Here is a 13,965-nt window from a genome sequence, read left to right as displayed (position 1 = left end):
GAACCCGGGGGTTCGGCTTGTTGTGCGGCTGCGGGCAGTCTGTGGCTGGTCGCGCGGTTCCCCGCGCCCCTTAGGTCGGCCGCGGCCTGGCATCCTTGCAAGCGGACGTATGTATCGGGAGGCGCGCCATGGTGAGGGCAGTTGAACGGCCGGCGCGGACCAGCGTCTGGCTGGACGGCAAGGCCGTGCGCCGAGGGGGCGGTGGCCGCGCCGGGCAGCCGTCCGGGCTGGACCGGGACCGGATCACCGAGGTGACCGTCCGGCTGCTGGACGCGGAGGGGCTGGCCAAGTTCTCGATGCGGCGTCTCGCGGCCGAGCTGAACGTCACGGCGATGTCGGTCTACTGGTACGTGGACACCAAGGACGACCTGCTCGAACTCGCCCTCGACGCGGCCTCCGCCGAACTGCGCCTGCCGGATCCGCACCCGGGCCCGGCCGCCGACGACGAGGACTGGCGCGACCAGTTGCGCATGCTGGCCGGCGAGTACCGCGCCCTGCTGGTCCGCCACCCCTGGGTGTCGCCGCTCGCCGGGACCTACCTCAACATCGGCCCGCACTCGCAGGCCTTCTCACGTGCCGTCCAGCGCGTCCTGCGCCGTACCGGCCTGCCCGCGCGGGGCCTCACGGGTGCCATCGCCGCCGTCTTCCAGTTCGTGTACGGATTCGGCACGGTCGAGGGCCACTTCATCGCCCGCTGCGCGGACGCCGGCATGACCCAGGACGCCTACTTCCAGCACGCCATGAGCGCCGTCGGGTCCGCCCCGGAGACCGCCGAGTTCATCCAGGAGTCGGCGGACATGATGGCGGCGCGGGGCGGCGGCACCGTGGAGGAGATGCGCGAGCGCGACTTCGACTTCGCCCTGGAGCTGCTGGTGGCGGGCATCGAGGCGATGGTGGCGAGGTCCTGAACGGCTCCCGCACACCTCCCGCCCCCGCCTCCTACTTCCTGCCTGCCTACGCCTCCTCGGTCACCAGCCGCGCCGGGAACCCGCCCGTGGCCACCGGCCCCCACTTCTCCGGCGTGACCCGGATGATCGACTTGCCCTGCTTGACCATCGCCGTGCGGTACTCGTCCCAGTCCGGGTGCTCACCGGAGATGTTCCGGAAGTACTCCACGAGCGGCTCGACCGAGTCCGGGGAGTCGATGACCTCCGCCGTGCCGTCGATCTGGACCCACGGCCCGTTCCACTCGTCGCTCAGCACAAGGAGGCTGACGCGCTCGTCCCGCTTGGCGTTGCGCGTCTTGGCGCGCTCGGGGTACGTCGACATGACGACCCGCCCCGAGTCGTCGACCCCGCAGGTCAGCGGTGAGGCCTGGGGGGACCCGTCCGCACGCCGGGTGAGGAGGATCGCCCGGTGCCGGGGCCGTACGAAGTCGAGCAGCTCGGCCAGGGACACGACGGTGTTCGTAGCGATGTTCGGTGCCATACGGGAAGCGTAGTTCGCGCGGTGCCGTTCCTACGGCTGCGGCAGCGCGTCCCCCCGCACGGCCTGGATCTCGATCTCGACCTTCAAGGTCGTACCGATCGCCGCGATCCCCGCCTGCACCACCTGGTTGTAGTTCATGGCGAAGTCCGCGCGGCGCAGCTCCGTCGTCGCGCGGAACGCGGCCCGTGTGCCGCCCCAGGGGTCGGCGCCGGTGCCGAGGTAGGCGAGGTCGAGGTCGACCGGCCGTACGACACCGCGCATGCTCAGCTCGCCGTGGACGGTCCAGCGGTCGGGACCGGCGGCCGGGGTGAGACCCGTCGAGTGGAACGTGATCTCGGGGAAGGTGTCCACGTCCAGGAAGTCCGCGGACCGCAGATGCCGGTCCCGCGTGCCATTGCCCGTGTCGATGGAAGCCGCCGAAATGACCGCCTCCACCCGGGACTTGGCGACCTCGTCCGGCGCGATCCCGATCGTCGCCCTGAACTCGGTGAACCGCCCGTGCACGCTGGAGATGCCCAGGTGCCGGGCGACGGCCGCGACGGAGGAGTGGGCCGGGTCGACGGTCCACGGCCCCGGCGGCGGCAGTTCGGCGCCGCCGCCGAGCCGGGCGAGGGTGACGGTCCCGACCTCGCCGCGCCCGCTCCCCGTGACGATGGCGGTCGACGCGGCGGGCGCGTACCCGACGGCCGTCACGATCACGGTGTAGGCGCCGGGCGCGAGCGGTGTCGTGTCGCGCACGACCCCGTCCGTGTCGGCCCCGGCCCGCACCACCTGCTGCCCGGTCGCGTCGGTCACGGTGACGACGGCGTGCGACACGGCCCACCCGTCCCGCGTACGAACCCGCGCGCTCAGCCCTGTGACGCCTGTCATGTCCCGCAACTCCCGTTACTCCCCGCCCGGGTGGGCGAGTTCGATGTCGTGGTCGTCGGTGCCGCGGCCGGTGACGGTCAGGGCGGTGGCCACCGGCGGGTAGCCGGTCGCGATGACCGTGTACTCGCCGCTGTCCAGGTCGGCGAAGGCGTACGCCCCGTCCGCACCCGTCGTCGCCGAGCCGACCACGTTGCCCGCCGCGTCGACGAGCGTGACCCGCGCGTCCCCGAGCGGCCCGTGCGGCGCCCGTACGACACCCTGGACGTGCGCACCGGACGCCAGTTCCACCTCGACCCGGGTGACCCCCGTGCCGCCGACCTCGACGGGCAGCGCCCGCGGCCGGTACCCGGCGGCGTTCACGGCGACGGTCACGACACCCGGCACCAGCTCGGCGAACGTGAACTCGCCCTGCTCACCGGTGTTCCCGCTGGCCAGCACGTCCCCGCGCACATCGGTGACGATCACCATCGCGTCCTTGACGGGCACCCCGGTCTCGGAGCCCCGCACCAGCCCGCTGAGCCCGCTGGTGCCGCTGAGCAGGATGTCGTACGCGACCGGCTCGCCGTTCACGACGACGGTCGAGGCCTGCGGCTGGAACCCGTCCGCCGAGGCGATCACGACGTACGAGCCCGTGCCCGGCGCGTCCAGCGCGTAGGCGCCGTCGCCCTGGGTGACCGCGAGGCCCAGCTGACGTCCGGTGAGGGAGATCAGCGTGACGGCGGCCTGCGGAACGGGCGCGCTCTCGGCACCGCGGACGTGACCGCGTACCGGAATCCCGCCCTGGGCCGGCTCGTTGACGGCCGCGTCGGCCGCGTCGGCCGTGACGACCCCGGCAGTCTGGCCGGCCGCCGTGGCGACGGTCTCCGTCGCGGAGGAGACACCGTTCTCCTCTGCCGCCAGCGCCAGCGCGCCCTTGGTCCGCAGCGGGACCTCCTTGATGAAGAGGGAGAAGACGAGCGCGAGCAGGGCGGCCGGGGCGGCGTAGAGGAAGACGTCGCCGATGCCGTGGCCGTACGCGCCCTCGATGACCGTGCGCAGCGGCGCGGGCAGCACGTCGAGGTCGGGGATGGTGTTGGAGGTGGAACCGGACAGCGCCGACGCGTACTTCGGGTCGATGGTCGCCAGACCGTCCTTGAGGTGGTCGGTGATCCGGTGACTGAGGACCGCGCCCAGCGCGGAGACGCCGATCGCACCGCCGAGGGAGCGGAAGAAGGTGACGACCGAGCTGGCGACGCCGAGGTCGGAGGGGGAGACCTGGTTCTGGGTGCAGAGCACGAGGTTCTGCATCATCATGCCGACGCCGAGGCCGAGCAGCGCCATGTAGATGGCGACGTGCCAGTAGGGGGTGTCGTAGCGCAGGGTGCCGAGCAGACCGAGACCGGCCGTCACCAGCACACCGCCGGCGAGCAGCCACGCCTTCCAGCGTCCCGTACGGGTGATGACCTGGCCGGAGACGGTGGAGGCGACGAAGAGGCCGCCGATCATCGGGATCGTCATGACGCCGGACATGGTCGGCGACTTGTCCCGGGCCAGCTGGAAGTACTGGCTGAAGAAGATGGTGCCCGCGAACATCGCGACGCCGACGAAGAGCGACGCGAGCGAGGCGAGGGTGATCGTGCGGTTGCGGAAGAGCCGCAGCGGGATGATCGGCTCACTGGCCTTCGACTCGACGAGGACGAAGAGCCCGAGCAGCGCGACCGTGCCGCCGATCATCGCGTACGTCTGCCACGACACCCAGTCGTACTTGTCGCCGGCGAAGGTGACCCAGACCAGCAGCAGGCAGACGGCCGAGGTGATGAAGAAGGCGCCGGTCCAGTCGACCTTGGCCTGACGCTTCACGACGGGCAGGTGCAGGGTCCGCTGAAGCACGATGAGGGCGACGACGGCGAAGGGCACGCCGACGTAGAAGCACCAGCGCCAGCCCAGCCAGCTGGTGTCGGTGATGACACCGCCGATCAGCGGGCCGCCGACCATCGCGGTCGCGAAGGTGGCGCCGAGGTAGCCGTTGTAGCGTCCGCGCTCACGCGGGGAGATCATCGCCGCGAGAATGATCTGGGCGAGAGCCGACAGCCCGCCCATGCCGATGCCCTGCACGGCACGGAAGCCGATGAGCATGGCCGCGTTCTGCGAGAGCCCGGCGGCGGCCGAGCCCAGCACGAAGATGACGAGCGCGAACTGGATCAGCAGCTTCTTGGAGAAGAGGTCGGCGAGCTTGCCCCACAGCGGGGTGGACGCGGTCATCGCGAGCAGCGACGCGGTCACGACCCAGGTGTAGGCGCTCTGGCCGCCGCCGAGGTCCTTGATGATGTCGGGCAGGGCGTTGGAGACGATCGTCGACGACAGGATCGCGACGAACATGCCGAGCAGCAGCCCGGTGAGCGCTTCCATGATCTGCCGGTGCGACATCGGCGCGCCGTCGGCGGAGCCGTGGGAGCCTCCCCCGTGCTTGGCGTGTGCCGCCCGCACACCGGCCGGTGTGGTCGTTGCCATTGAGCTTCCTTGTCTGTGCTGCGTCCTGTGCGTCCTGTGCGGCTCATGAGTCGCGGCTCATGAGCCCTGCACGTCCTTGACTCTCTGTGCCTCTACGTCTCCGCGTCTCCACGTCACCTGTGTGCTCGGCGTCGTTTGCGGGCCGAAGCTTTCCCGGAGCCGCCCCATGAGCCGGGCGAGCTGCCCGACCTCGTCGTCGCTCCAGTCGGCGAGCCGGTGGGCGAGCAGCTCGGTGGACCGCCGTGACAGCTCGCCGATCTGGGTCTGCCCGGACGGGGTCAGCCGCAGAATGCGGGAGCGCTTGTCGGCGGGGTCGGGGAGCCGTTCGATCCAGCCGCGCACGGCGACGTGCGCGACATGCCGGCTGGTCACGGACATGTCGACGGCGAGCAGTTCGGCCAGCCGGCTCATCCGCATGTCCCCGTAGCGGTCGAGCAGCATCAGCACGACGGCGGAACCGCTGGGACACTCGGGCGGCATGACCCGCCCCATCTCCCGTTTCACGGCGCCGAAGGCACTGAACTGACGCGCCAACTCCTCGTACTGCGTCTGCTCGGCCACCGCACCCCCTGAGTCCTGCCCCGTTCCGGTATTCGTTGCTTGGGGCAACCATAGAAAAGATTGGTTGCTACAGGCAAATTAAATGGGAAAGGGTGGGCTAAAAACTTGGCAAAGGCAAGTATTGGCGAACGTAAACGCGCAGGTGGGGGCGGTGGGAGAGGGGGCCCACTTGGGCGGGCCCCGTCGAGTTCGCTAGGGTCTCGCACCATGGCCAACACCCAGGGCCCCGAGGGCAACTACGACCCCGCGGGCAGCACCCAGATGTTCCGAGCGTTCGTCGACGAGACCCCCCAGGGCGGCGGTGGCCAGGCCCCTGCCCCGGCGGGCCCCCGCATCGGCCTGATCGTCGGCGTGGTCGTCGCCGTACTGGTGGTCGCGGCGGTGGCCTGGCTGGCGCTGAAGTAGGGCCGACGGGAACCGCGCCGGTGACACGGCCGGCGCGTTCCGGAGGCCGCCCTCACGCCCACTCCACCCCGACCACGCGCGTCTCCACCCGCATCCCCCAAGGCACCCGCCACGGTTCCACGCACACCGTCCAGGTCGCTTCCCGGCTCGCACCCGGCCCGATCGGTGTCGGAAGCGGCACGGTCGACTCGATGGTCGCCCAGTCGATGCCGATCGCGTCGATGATGTGCGTGCCGAAGGTCACCGTGCCCGAACGCACCGGTGAGCCACCGGTGTTGTGGAAGGCGAGCGTCACCTTCTCGCACCAGCGCTTGTCCGTGTCTTCGCGTACCGGCGCACTGGTGGTCAGATGCGCGGGACCGGCGGGCGGTGTCGGTACCGATGCCGGTGGTACCGATGTAGTCGGCGTCGGCGTCGTCGCCGGAGTCGGTGTCGAAGCTGAGGCCGACGGCGAAGCCGGCCCGGGAGACGCCGGATTCGTGCCTGTACGCGCCGAGTCGGCGCCCTCTGTCGAAACCGGAACGCCCGCTGATCGGGGCGTCGTCGCGGGTGCGCCCGGCCGACTGCCCTGTCCGGGCGAGGAGTTGGGCGCCCCTGTTTCCGGCTCGCGTCCCTCCAGCGGTACGAACGTCACCTCCCCGGTGGGAGCAACCGCCGTACCGCCGATCGCCGGGCGCTCGACCGGGACGTAAGCCTCGCCGTGTCCGCCGCTGTCCCCGCATGCCGCCAACAGCGCTGTCAGGGCGCAGGTCACGACGGCCGCCGAGGTGGTCAGGGCGATGGCGCCCCGGCGGTCGTGCGTCGTATGCGTCGCGCGGGTCTGTCGAAGCATCGCGTCATCGTCGCTGATGCTTCGTCAGAAGTGAACCGTCAGGAGACATCCTCGGCGGACCTCTCCACAGACCCTCAGTCGGAGATCAGGCCCTCGCGGAGCTGGGACAGGGTCCGGGTCAGGAGGCGTGACACGTGCATCTGGGAGATGCCGACCTCCTCGCCGATCTGCGACTGGGTCATGTTGGCGAAGAAGCGCAACATGATGATCCGTCGCTCACGGGGCGGGAGTTTGGCCAGCAGCGGCTTCAGGGACTCGCGGTACTCCACGCCCTCCAGCGCCGTGTCCTCGTAGCCGAGGCGGTCGGCCAGGGAGCCCTCGCCGCCGTCGTCCTCCAGGGCCGGGGAGTCCAGGGACGAGGCCGTGTAAGCGTTGCCGACCGCGAGGCCGTCGACCACGTCCTCCTCGGACACGCCCAGGACCACGGCGAGTTCGGTGACCGTGGGGGAGCGGTCCAGCTTCTGCGCGAGCTCGTCGCTGGCCTTGGTGAGGGCCAGACGCAGCTCCTGCAGGCGGCGCGGTACGCGCACCGACCACGACGTGTCGCGGAAGAAGCGTTTGATCTCGCCCACGACCGTCGGCATCGCGAACGTCGGGAACTCGACGCCGCGTTCGCAGTCGAAGCGGTCGATCGCCTTGATCAGGCCGATGGTGCCGACCTGGACGATGTCCTCCATCGGCTCGTTCCGGGAGCGGAAGCGGGCCGCCGCGTACCGGACGAGGGGGAGGTTCAGCTCGATGAGGGTGTCCCGGACGTACGCACGCTCGGGGCTGTTCTCGTCGAGGGCGGCGAGCCGCAGGAACAGGGAACGGGACAGGGTGCGGGTGTCGATGGCCCCCGTGGCCGGCGGAGCGGGCGGGAGGGCCTGGACGGCCGTGGCTGCCTCTGCCTCGACCTCCACTACAAGGGCCGGGACGTCGTGAAGCTCGGCGGGCGCCGACTCGCTCTTCGTGAGCGTGAGCACCTTGGAGCTGCCCTGGTCTGCGGACATGCCACCCCCTTTGGGTCGCGGACGGTCGCGGCGGACGTTCCGATCTGAGGAACGCAGCCTTCACCTGAATACCGGAGCCGGAGCCACGGCAAACGCTCTTCCCGCAGAATGTCACATGTCGGCAACACGCTGTAGTGACATGTCGACATGTGGGACGAGGATCCGACCTGGAAAAAGGGGGTCTGGAGGTTTTTGGCACAAGAAATGTCGGGAAGTACGTCACTGGGCGATTCGCTCTCCCAGGTGACGACTCGCTCCTGTATCCGGTTTCTGTTCCCGGCTACGCCTCGACGCGGTTCGCGGAGCGCAGCCGCGCGAAGCTACGGGCCAGTAGCCGGGACACGTGCATCTGGGAGACGCCCAGTTCCACGCTGATCTGCGACTGGGTGAGGTTGCTGTAGTAACGCAGCAGCAGGATGCGCTGCTCCCGTTCCGGGAGCTGGACCAGGAGGTGCCGGACGAGGTCTCGGTGCTCCACGCCGTCCAGCGCGGGGTCCTCGAAGCCGAGCCGGTCGACCAGACCGGGCAGGCCGTCGCCCTCCTGGGCGGCCTCCAGCGAGGTCGCGTGGTAGGAACGGCCGGCCTCGATGCAGGACAGTACGTCGTCCTCGCTGATGCGCAGCCGCTCGGCGATCTCGGCGGTCGTCGGGGTGCGCCCGAACGCCGTCGTCAGGTCCTCCGTCGCCCCGTTGACCTGTACCCACAGCTCGTGCAGCCGACGCGGTACGTGGACCGTGCGGACGTTGTCCCGGAAGTACCGCTTGATCTCGCCGATGACGGTCGGCATCGCGAACGTCGGGAACTGCACGCCCCGGTCCGGGTCGAAGCGGTCGATGGCGTTGATCAGGCCGATGGTGCCGACCTGGACGACGTCCTCCATCGGCTCGTTGCGGGAGCGGAAGCGGGCGGCGGCGTAGCGGACGAGCGGGAGGTTCGCCTCGATGAGCGCCCCTCGCACGCGGTTGTGCTCCGGCGTACCCGGCTCCATCATCTTGAGCTGGCCGAAGAGCACCTGGGTGAGCGCCCGGGTGTCCGCGCCCCGGCTCCGCTGGGGGGCGGGCTCCTGGGGTGCGGCTTCCTGGGCAGCGGCTTCTCGGGCAGTGGCTTCCTGGGGTGGCGCAGTACTGGCCGACACGGTCAAGGCCACCTCTTCATCGGTCAACTCATCGGTCAACTCATCCGTCAAAAGCGGTCATAGCATCACAAGACATGTGCACTGTGTGCAAGCACCCCATAACACCGTGTTGAGGAAGAGTTGGCCCATAAGACGCAAAAATGCCCCACACCGTTCCGGTGTGGGGCCGCCTGTCCGGCGTACGGCTCAGAACTCGTAGTCGGCGATCACCCAGGTGGCGAACTCGCGCCACGGTCCGGCCGCCGCCTGGTGGGCCGGGTGCGCCAGGTACCGCGCCAGCGCGTCCCCGTCCTCGACCGCCGAGTTGATCGCGAAGTCGTAGGCGATGGGGCGGTCGGTGATGTTCCAGGCGCACTCCCAGAAGCGGAGTTCGTCGATCTGACCGGGCAGGGCACGGAAGGCCTCGACGCCCGCCTCGACTCGCGGTTCGTCGCGCTGGACGCCCTCGTTGAGCTTGAAGAGGACCAGATGGCGGATCACATGTACTCCCCTACTTGGCGCCGTCGGCGATCCAGGTCATGAAGTCGCCTATGGCACTGGCCGCGTTCGAGATGCCTTCGAAGGCTATCCCGACGTAGTCGGCGGCCCCCCTGGGGTCCGTGATGATCACGTACGCCACGAAGACCACGAGGGCATAGACGGCAATCTTCTTCGCATTCACCGCCACGGCGGCCTCCCCCTCAGACCCGACCAGACCACACCCGACTGATGTCGCACGAAAGGCCCCGCCAATCCGGCGAGGCCCTTCTACAGCGGTAGCGGAGGGATTTGAACCCTCGGTGACTTGCGCCACACTCGCTTTCGAGCTGTGTTTGCGGTCACCGTAGCATGATCCGGGGTCGTTCAGGCCCGTTCATTTCCGTACTTCCGACTGGCGCGCGAACTGCTGTGAACGGCGCTGGACGGGGGTGAATGAGACGGAAACTGAGACGGAGTCTGGTCGGCGGCGAATGCGCGTCACCACTGGCAGAAGGCCACTGCGGCATCGTCGCCGGACTTGTAGCGTGGCCACCGGCGACCGGTCGGGTCCGTCGCTTCAACCTTCCGCACATTGTCGATCAGCTCGCGGGGTCCCCCAGCGCGGAGCGTCGCGAAGACCTCGGGCCAGGTCGCCATTCCGTACTCGGTGACGAGACGGGAGGCACCGTCGGACATGACAAGTGCGGCTTGCGCCTCCCGGAGCGGCGTCGTGCCGGTTAGCGCGTGCTCGGCTGCTTCCGGGCTGGCCGAAGCGACCCAGTAACCGTCTGCGGTGTTACGGACCTGTCGCTGAGCATGCACGAAACGTTGCAAGGCTTCCTTGTGCTCTGGCGTGTCCGTCTCATGCTTTTCGACCTCGGCCCTGAGCTGGGGAAGGACGGCATCGACGCGGAGATCCGTGATTACCGAGTAGTCCTCCGGCCCCTCGATGACGATCGGTGAGTCTGCGAGAACGAGGTGGTCAAGGTCTTCGCCCCGATGCCGCAGCACTGCGACCGTGGCTGAGGGAGTCCCTGGATTGTTCAGGTCGCACTCAGGGTGCATTGCGGCGACCCGTTCGAGGGCTTCCGCCAACCCGGCGGCAAGTGTCCGGTCAGGTGCTGCAAGCGCCGCCACAAGCTGACTGCCGAGCTGCGAGACGTACCACGGGACGCCGTGACGGCATCCCGTGTTCAGGCCCGCCGTACTCAGTCCGTCCAGCACGATGGCGAGCGTGGACGTGCCAGCCACCCAGTCTTCGTTGGGATTGGTCCCGCCGGGGTGGGTGTCGATGGAGACTCGCATGATCACGCCTCATGTCGGTACAGCGGGGTGACACGCCGACTCTCCAGCACGTCGAGCGTCTTCGGATCGTATCGGCACGAAATGAGTGTCGAGAAGCGCCGCGTACGCACCTCTCGGTACAACTCGGCCAGGTTGTTCTCCAGGTAGTGAACAACCCCGTTCGCACCGATGGAGTGGACTCCAGCGATGTACAGGAACGTCCCCCGGCCGTCCAGGCGGGGGAGTCGCCCCAGGTAACCGAAGTCGCCTGCCGAGCCGTCCTCATCCATCGGGGACCGGTAGGCCTGCCCTGTGTTCTGGTCTACCAGGTGCCAGGCCCGATCCTTCTCGAACCGCAGGTTGTCATCCCCTTCCAGCACCTGGGCCACGATGGGCGACAGCCGCGGGCCGCATATGACGACGTGGTTGTCACGGTTGAGGTTGATCATTCCGGTCGGTGGGACCACCTCGTACTTGGCCTCAAGTTTCATGCCGCCTAGCAGCGTTCGCAGATGTTCAAAGTTGCTGATGTCCTCCCTGGTGACCACCTCGCTGGGGTTCTGCTCGGGGGTCTTGCCAGCCTCGTACTTGCCACCGAGCGACACGGTCACCAGGTCCGTGCCGAAGAACGCGCGTTCAGGAGGCGGACCGGCGGACGCCAGTTGTCCTACCCGGCCGCGACTCACCCCCAGCCGCTTGGCGATCTCGGCCTGCGTCATGCCGGACGCCTGGGCTTCCTCGATGGCCTCACGCCGGATGCGTGACAACTCCAGCACCCAGCCCTGATACGTCGCCATCAGGTCTATCGCGGCTTTGGCTCGGTCGACCGGGTCGGTGGTCCCTGCGACCTGCTCCATGTCCTTGTGCACGAGTCTCCATCCTTTGCCTAGGGGGGCTGTCGAACTCTATCGCAAGAGGGGGTTGCGTAGCCGTTCGAGTTTGCCTATGGTCTCTAACAGGCAGGACGGAAAGCCCCCCTAGGCAAGTCGAGGGTGGAGCTGTCTTAGCTGGTTTGACCTGCGCAAATGCTGAGGGCGGGAGAACGCTGCAAGACCCGCTAAAGGCCAGAAATCAGGGCTTCGGCCCGACTGGCGAGGTGGCCCGGTGACCGCGTGCAACGGCCGGAGAGTGGGGACTTGGTCCCCCTTGCAGCAACACCCATGCACGCAATCTCAGAGAGGGGTTCCGGTGAGTCAGAGACATCAACGGGTGCCGTCGTGATCGGCCGGCCGACGGCACCCGCACACCACCCCAGTTCGCACGGGAGCAACCGTCGACGAACGATCCGGTCGCTCTGTTCTTCCTGGCATCGCAGCGGATAGCGCTGCGGCCGGCTGCCTCTCCCACCCGTCCGGGCCCGCTTCACTGCGGGGCCCGTACGGGTGGGAGCGCGGGGAGCCGGGGCCGGTTCGTCCGGCGCTGGCCCACACCTACGACACCTCAGGAGTCCACGCATGCCCGGCATGACGTCGCAGGAGTCCACCCCCGACCTGACCTCTCCGGAAGCCGTGCAGATCGGCCAGGAGGTCTACGACCGCATCACGTCCGGCGAGTGCACGGACGCGGTGACGGAGCTGAACGAGGCCTACGGCCGCACCGCCTGACCCCTCACCCTTCGCTTCCCAGGAGATCCGCATGGCTGCTGTCGACATCGTCTCGTTCGGCTATCTGCACGACGCGCCGCCGGCCGCGCATCTGACCATCGACCTGCGCCACCACTTCCGCGACCCGCACGTGTCGCCGGAACTGCGGTACATGACCGCGTGCGACGAGCCGGTCCGTACCGCCGTGCTGAACACGCCCGGTATCACGGACCTGGTGAACGCCACCGCGACGGCCGTTGCCGCGTTCGCGTCCGGTCCCAGCTCCGGAACGGTCACCGTCGCCGACGGATGCGCCGGCGGACGCCACCGCGCCCCGACCTTCGCCGGCGCTCTCGCTGAGCGGCTGCGCGCGGCGGGACACGACGTCACCGTCCACCACCGCGACCTGGACAAGGACGTCGTCCAGCGCTGACACCGCTCACCCACACCCACCCACTTCAGAACGGCGCGCGGCGCCCCGGGAGGCACCCCGGGACGCCGCTTCGGGCCGTTCACCTGCTAGGGAGACCACGACCCATGAAGCACATCGTCACTGTTCGGGACACTGTTACCGCGTTCGCCGAATGGATGGAGCCGACGCCGGCTGACCTGGACGCCATCGAGCGCGAAATGCCGCTGATCCTCGCGCAGGTCGACCTGTTGGACGCGCAGATCACCACCATGGACCGCACCCCGACCGAGCTGGACGTCCGCCGTATCCGCAGGGCCCGCCGCCGGGTGCTCGCCGCCGGCCGCGAGCTGGCCAACACGACCGCTCCGCTGCTGCCGGGGGTGGGTGCGTGATGGGCCGCCGGTTCAAGGACATGCAGACACCCGAGCGGCAGTACGCGGCCGGTCGGGCGGGGGAGCTGCGGCAGCAGGCCGACGCGCTGACCGGGCAGGCCCGGCAGATGTCGGACCGTATCGGACGCACCGCCTACCCGAACCGCGCTCAGCGTCAACAAGATGTGGACGCGGTACGGGCGACGGTGAGCACGGCCGATGCGCTGCGCGCGCAGGCCGACACGATGGCGCCTGCGCCGAAGAAGCGGCGGTGGCTGCGGTGAACCTCAACCACAAAGGCCGCGTTGCTCTCGTGCTGGCCCTGGTCACGGTCGTCGCGATGGCGTTTCGCGTCTCGTGGAACGCGCTGCGGGACATCGCGAACGCGGTCGGCGCCGATGACACCGCCGCGACCCTCTACCCGTTCGTGGTCGACGGCCTGATGGCCCTGGCCCTGGTCGCCACCCTCGTCCTCGTCGGCAAGGACCGTGACTTCGCGCTGCGGGTGCTGGGCACCTACACACTCGCCTCGCTGGTCCTCAACTACGTCCACGGACTCGTGCCCGAACTGCACGGCGCCACGGTCGACTGGGGGCGCCTCGCCGACTGGGACCCCGCCAACTGGGCGCTCGTACTGCTGGCGACATCGCTGCCGGTCGGGTCGATCTACTTCGGATCGGATCTGGTCGCGAAGGTGCTGCACCACCGCCCCACCCCGGTCCCGGACCCGATTCCGGACCCGATCGTGAATGCGAAGGAATCGGCCGATACTATCGCTTATCGGTCTACTCCTGACCTGCCCGAATCGACCCCGCCGCCCGCTCTGACGGCTGCGGTGGGGACGCCCGATCCGGTCCCGGTCGAACCGATCGTGCGCGGTGCGGTGGCGGCTGAGTCGGTTCGTCCGCGTCGGGCGACCGGTCGGGTTCCCGTCGTCGCCCGCCCGACCCGATCCAGGCGCACCCCCGATCAACTCCTCGCTGAGGCACGCCAGGTGACGGCCGATTGGTCGGACGCCAGGCTCACCGCAGAGGGCATCCGGCTCGCGGTGCACACGTCTCCGGTCAACGCCCGGATGCTGCGGGACACGCTGAAAGCTGAGCGTGCAGGCGGCGGGGGCGATGGGGTGGTGGCCGCGTGACT

The 13,965-nt window shown here is 69.1% G+C and carries 18 protein-coding genes; 7 read left to right on the top strand and 11 right to left on the bottom strand.

All coding sequences use genetic code 11. From position 1 onward, the window contains the following. The first annotated feature begins 128 nt into the window (after positions 1–128). Positions 129–908, top strand: a complete 780-nt coding sequence (locus OG595_RS20215; RefSeq protein ID WP_329273852.1) for a TetR/AcrR family transcriptional regulator — start codon at positions 129–131, stop codon at positions 906–908. A 46-nt stretch (positions 909–954) separates the two neighbouring features. Here the strand turns inward: OG595_RS20215 and OG595_RS20210 are convergent, their stop codons facing one another. Genes OG595_RS20210 through OG595_RS20195 form a run of 4 tightly spaced genes read right to left on the bottom strand, consistent with a single transcriptional unit; the run spans position 955 to position 5,349 of the window. Then, the gene (locus tag OG595_RS20210; RefSeq protein WP_329273850.1) at positions 955–1,428 is read right to left on the bottom strand and encodes a PPOX class F420-dependent oxidoreductase; all 474 of its coding nucleotides are present in this window, start codon (positions 1,426–1,428) and stop codon (positions 955–957) included. A 30-nt stretch (positions 1,429–1,458) separates the two neighbouring features. Next, positions 1,459–2,298 carry a YceI family protein gene (locus OG595_RS20205; protein WP_329273849.1) on the bottom strand — a complete coding sequence of 280 codons (840 nt, stop codon included), beginning with the start codon at positions 2,296–2,298 and terminating at the stop codon, positions 1,459–1,461. 15 nt (positions 2,299–2,313) lie between these two features. Continuing rightward, positions 2,314–4,788, bottom strand: a complete 2,475-nt coding sequence (locus tag OG595_RS20200) for an MFS transporter (protein WP_329273848.1) — start codon at positions 4,786–4,788, stop codon at positions 2,314–2,316. Positions 4,789–4,845: 57 nt separating this feature from the next. Next, positions 4,846–5,349 carry a MarR family winged helix-turn-helix transcriptional regulator gene (locus OG595_RS20195; RefSeq protein ID WP_329273847.1) on the bottom strand — a complete coding sequence of 168 codons (504 nt, stop codon included), beginning with the start codon at positions 5,347–5,349 and terminating at the stop codon, positions 4,846–4,848. Between the two features lie 207 nt (positions 5,350–5,556). On the opposite strand from OG595_RS20195, the gene OG595_RS20190 reads away from it, so the two are divergent. Then, the gene (locus tag OG595_RS20190) at positions 5,557–5,754 is read left to right on the top strand and encodes a hypothetical protein (protein ID WP_329273846.1); all 198 of its coding nucleotides are present in this window, start codon (positions 5,557–5,559) and stop codon (positions 5,752–5,754) included. 52 nt (positions 5,755–5,806) lie between these two features. Here the strand turns inward: OG595_RS20190 and OG595_RS20185 are convergent, their stop codons facing one another. The 7 genes from OG595_RS20185 to OG595_RS20155 form a co-directional block, all read right to left on the bottom strand. Then, entirely contained in the window at positions 5,807–6,586 is a 780-nt protein-coding gene (locus OG595_RS20185) for a hypothetical protein (RefSeq protein WP_329273845.1), read from the bottom strand. Positions 6,587–6,660: 74 nt separating this feature from the next. Then, positions 6,661–7,578, bottom strand: a complete 918-nt coding sequence (locus OG595_RS20180; RefSeq protein WP_329273844.1) for an RNA polymerase sigma factor SigF — start codon at positions 7,576–7,578, stop codon at positions 6,661–6,663. A 280-nt stretch (positions 7,579–7,858) separates the two neighbouring features. Further along, positions 7,859–8,752 carry an RNA polymerase sigma factor SigF gene (locus OG595_RS20175; protein ID WP_329273843.1) on the bottom strand — a complete coding sequence of 298 codons (894 nt, stop codon included), beginning with the start codon at positions 8,750–8,752 and terminating at the stop codon, positions 7,859–7,861. Positions 8,753–8,899: 147 nt separating this feature from the next. Next, on the bottom strand, positions 8,900–9,193 hold the full coding sequence (locus OG595_RS20170) for a Dabb family protein (RefSeq protein ID WP_329273842.1): 294 nt from the start codon (positions 9,191–9,193) through the stop codon (positions 8,900–8,902). Between the two features lie 10 nt (positions 9,194–9,203). After that, positions 9,204–9,374 carry a hypothetical protein gene (locus OG595_RS20165; protein ID WP_329283650.1) on the bottom strand — a complete coding sequence of 57 codons (171 nt, stop codon included), beginning with the start codon at positions 9,372–9,374 and terminating at the stop codon, positions 9,204–9,206. 296 nt (positions 9,375–9,670) lie between these two features. After that, positions 9,671–10,477 carry a hypothetical protein gene (locus OG595_RS20160; RefSeq protein ID WP_329273841.1) on the bottom strand — a complete coding sequence of 269 codons (807 nt, stop codon included), beginning with the start codon at positions 10,475–10,477 and terminating at the stop codon, positions 9,671–9,673. A gap of 2 nt (positions 10,478–10,479) precedes the next feature. Then, entirely contained in the window at positions 10,480–11,325 is an 846-nt protein-coding gene (locus OG595_RS20155) for a sigma factor-like helix-turn-helix DNA-binding protein (RefSeq protein WP_329273840.1), read from the bottom strand. Between the two features lie 585 nt (positions 11,326–11,910). On the opposite strand from OG595_RS20155, the gene OG595_RS20150 reads away from it, so the two are divergent. The 5 genes from OG595_RS20150 to OG595_RS20130 all read left to right on the top strand — a co-directional run bounded on the left by OG595_RS20150 (position 11,911) and on the right by OG595_RS20130 (position 13,963). After that, a complete protein-coding gene (locus OG595_RS20150; protein ID WP_329273839.1) occupies positions 11,911–12,060 on the top strand; it encodes a hypothetical protein in 150 nt (49 codons plus the stop codon). Positions 12,061–12,091: 31 nt separating this feature from the next. Next, complete coding sequence (locus OG595_RS20145; protein WP_443073087.1) at positions 12,092–12,472, top strand: RapZ C-terminal domain-containing protein; 381 nt, start codon at positions 12,092–12,094, stop codon at positions 12,470–12,472. A gap of 104 nt (positions 12,473–12,576) precedes the next feature. Next, on the top strand, positions 12,577–12,843 hold the full coding sequence (locus OG595_RS20140) for a DUF6284 family protein (protein ID WP_329273838.1): 267 nt from the start codon (positions 12,577–12,579) through the stop codon (positions 12,841–12,843). Further along, the gene (locus OG595_RS20135) at positions 12,843–13,106 is read left to right on the top strand and encodes a hypothetical protein (protein WP_329273837.1); all 264 of its coding nucleotides are present in this window, start codon (positions 12,843–12,845) and stop codon (positions 13,104–13,106) included. The genes OG595_RS20140 and OG595_RS20135 overlap by 1 nt, the downstream gene beginning before the upstream one ends. Further along, positions 13,103–13,963, top strand: coding sequence for a DUF2637 domain-containing protein (locus tag OG595_RS20130; RefSeq protein ID WP_329283061.1), 861 nt, complete (start codon positions 13,103–13,105; stop codon positions 13,961–13,963). The genes OG595_RS20135 and OG595_RS20130 overlap by 4 nt, the downstream gene beginning before the upstream one ends. The last annotated feature ends 2 nt before the right edge of the window (positions 13,964–13,965 follow it).

The sequence above is a fragment of the Streptomyces sp. NBC_01451 genome, from assembly GCF_036227485.1.
Taxonomy (GTDB): Bacteria; Actinomycetota; Actinomycetes; order Streptomycetales; family Streptomycetaceae; genus Streptomyces.
The sequence above is the reverse complement of the archived record's forward strand: the minus strand, read 5'-3'. Positions and strand labels throughout refer to the sequence as shown.

Coding starts and splice junctions, on each gene's coding strand:
- OG595_RS20215 (WP_329273852.1), top strand. CDS start 129: ATGGTGAGGGCAGTTGAACGGCCGGCGCGGACCAGCGTCTGGCTGGAC.
- OG595_RS20210 (WP_329273850.1), bottom strand. CDS start 1,428: ATGGCACCGAACATCGCTACGAACACCGTCGTGTCCCTGGCCGAGCTG.
- OG595_RS20205 (WP_329273849.1), bottom strand. CDS start 2,298: ATGACAGGCGTCACAGGGCTGAGCGCGCGGGTTCGTACGCGGGACGGG.
- OG595_RS20200 (WP_329273848.1), bottom strand. CDS start 4,788: ATGGCAACGACCACACCGGCCGGTGTGCGGGCGGCACACGCCAAGCAC.
- OG595_RS20190 (WP_329273846.1), top strand. CDS start 5,557: ATGGCCAACACCCAGGGCCCCGAGGGCAACTACGACCCCGCGGGCAGC.
- OG595_RS20185 (WP_329273845.1), bottom strand. CDS start 6,586: ATGCTTCGACAGACCCGCGCGACGCATACGACGCACGACCGCCGGGGC.
- OG595_RS20180 (WP_329273844.1), bottom strand. CDS start 7,578: ATGTCCGCAGACCAGGGCAGCTCCAAGGTGCTCACGCTCACGAAGAGC.
- OG595_RS20160 (WP_329273841.1), bottom strand. CDS start 10,477: ATGCGAGTCTCCATCGACACCCACCCCGGCGGGACCAATCCCAACGAA.
- OG595_RS20150 (WP_329273839.1), top strand. CDS start 11,911: ATGCCCGGCATGACGTCGCAGGAGTCCACCCCCGACCTGACCTCTCCG.
- OG595_RS20145 (WP_443073087.1), top strand. CDS start 12,092: ATGGCTGCTGTCGACATCGTCTCGTTCGGCTATCTGCACGACGCGCCG.
- OG595_RS20140 (WP_329273838.1), top strand. CDS start 12,577: ATGAAGCACATCGTCACTGTTCGGGACACTGTTACCGCGTTCGCCGAA.
- OG595_RS20135 (WP_329273837.1), top strand. CDS start 12,843: ATGGGCCGCCGGTTCAAGGACATGCAGACACCCGAGCGGCAGTACGCG.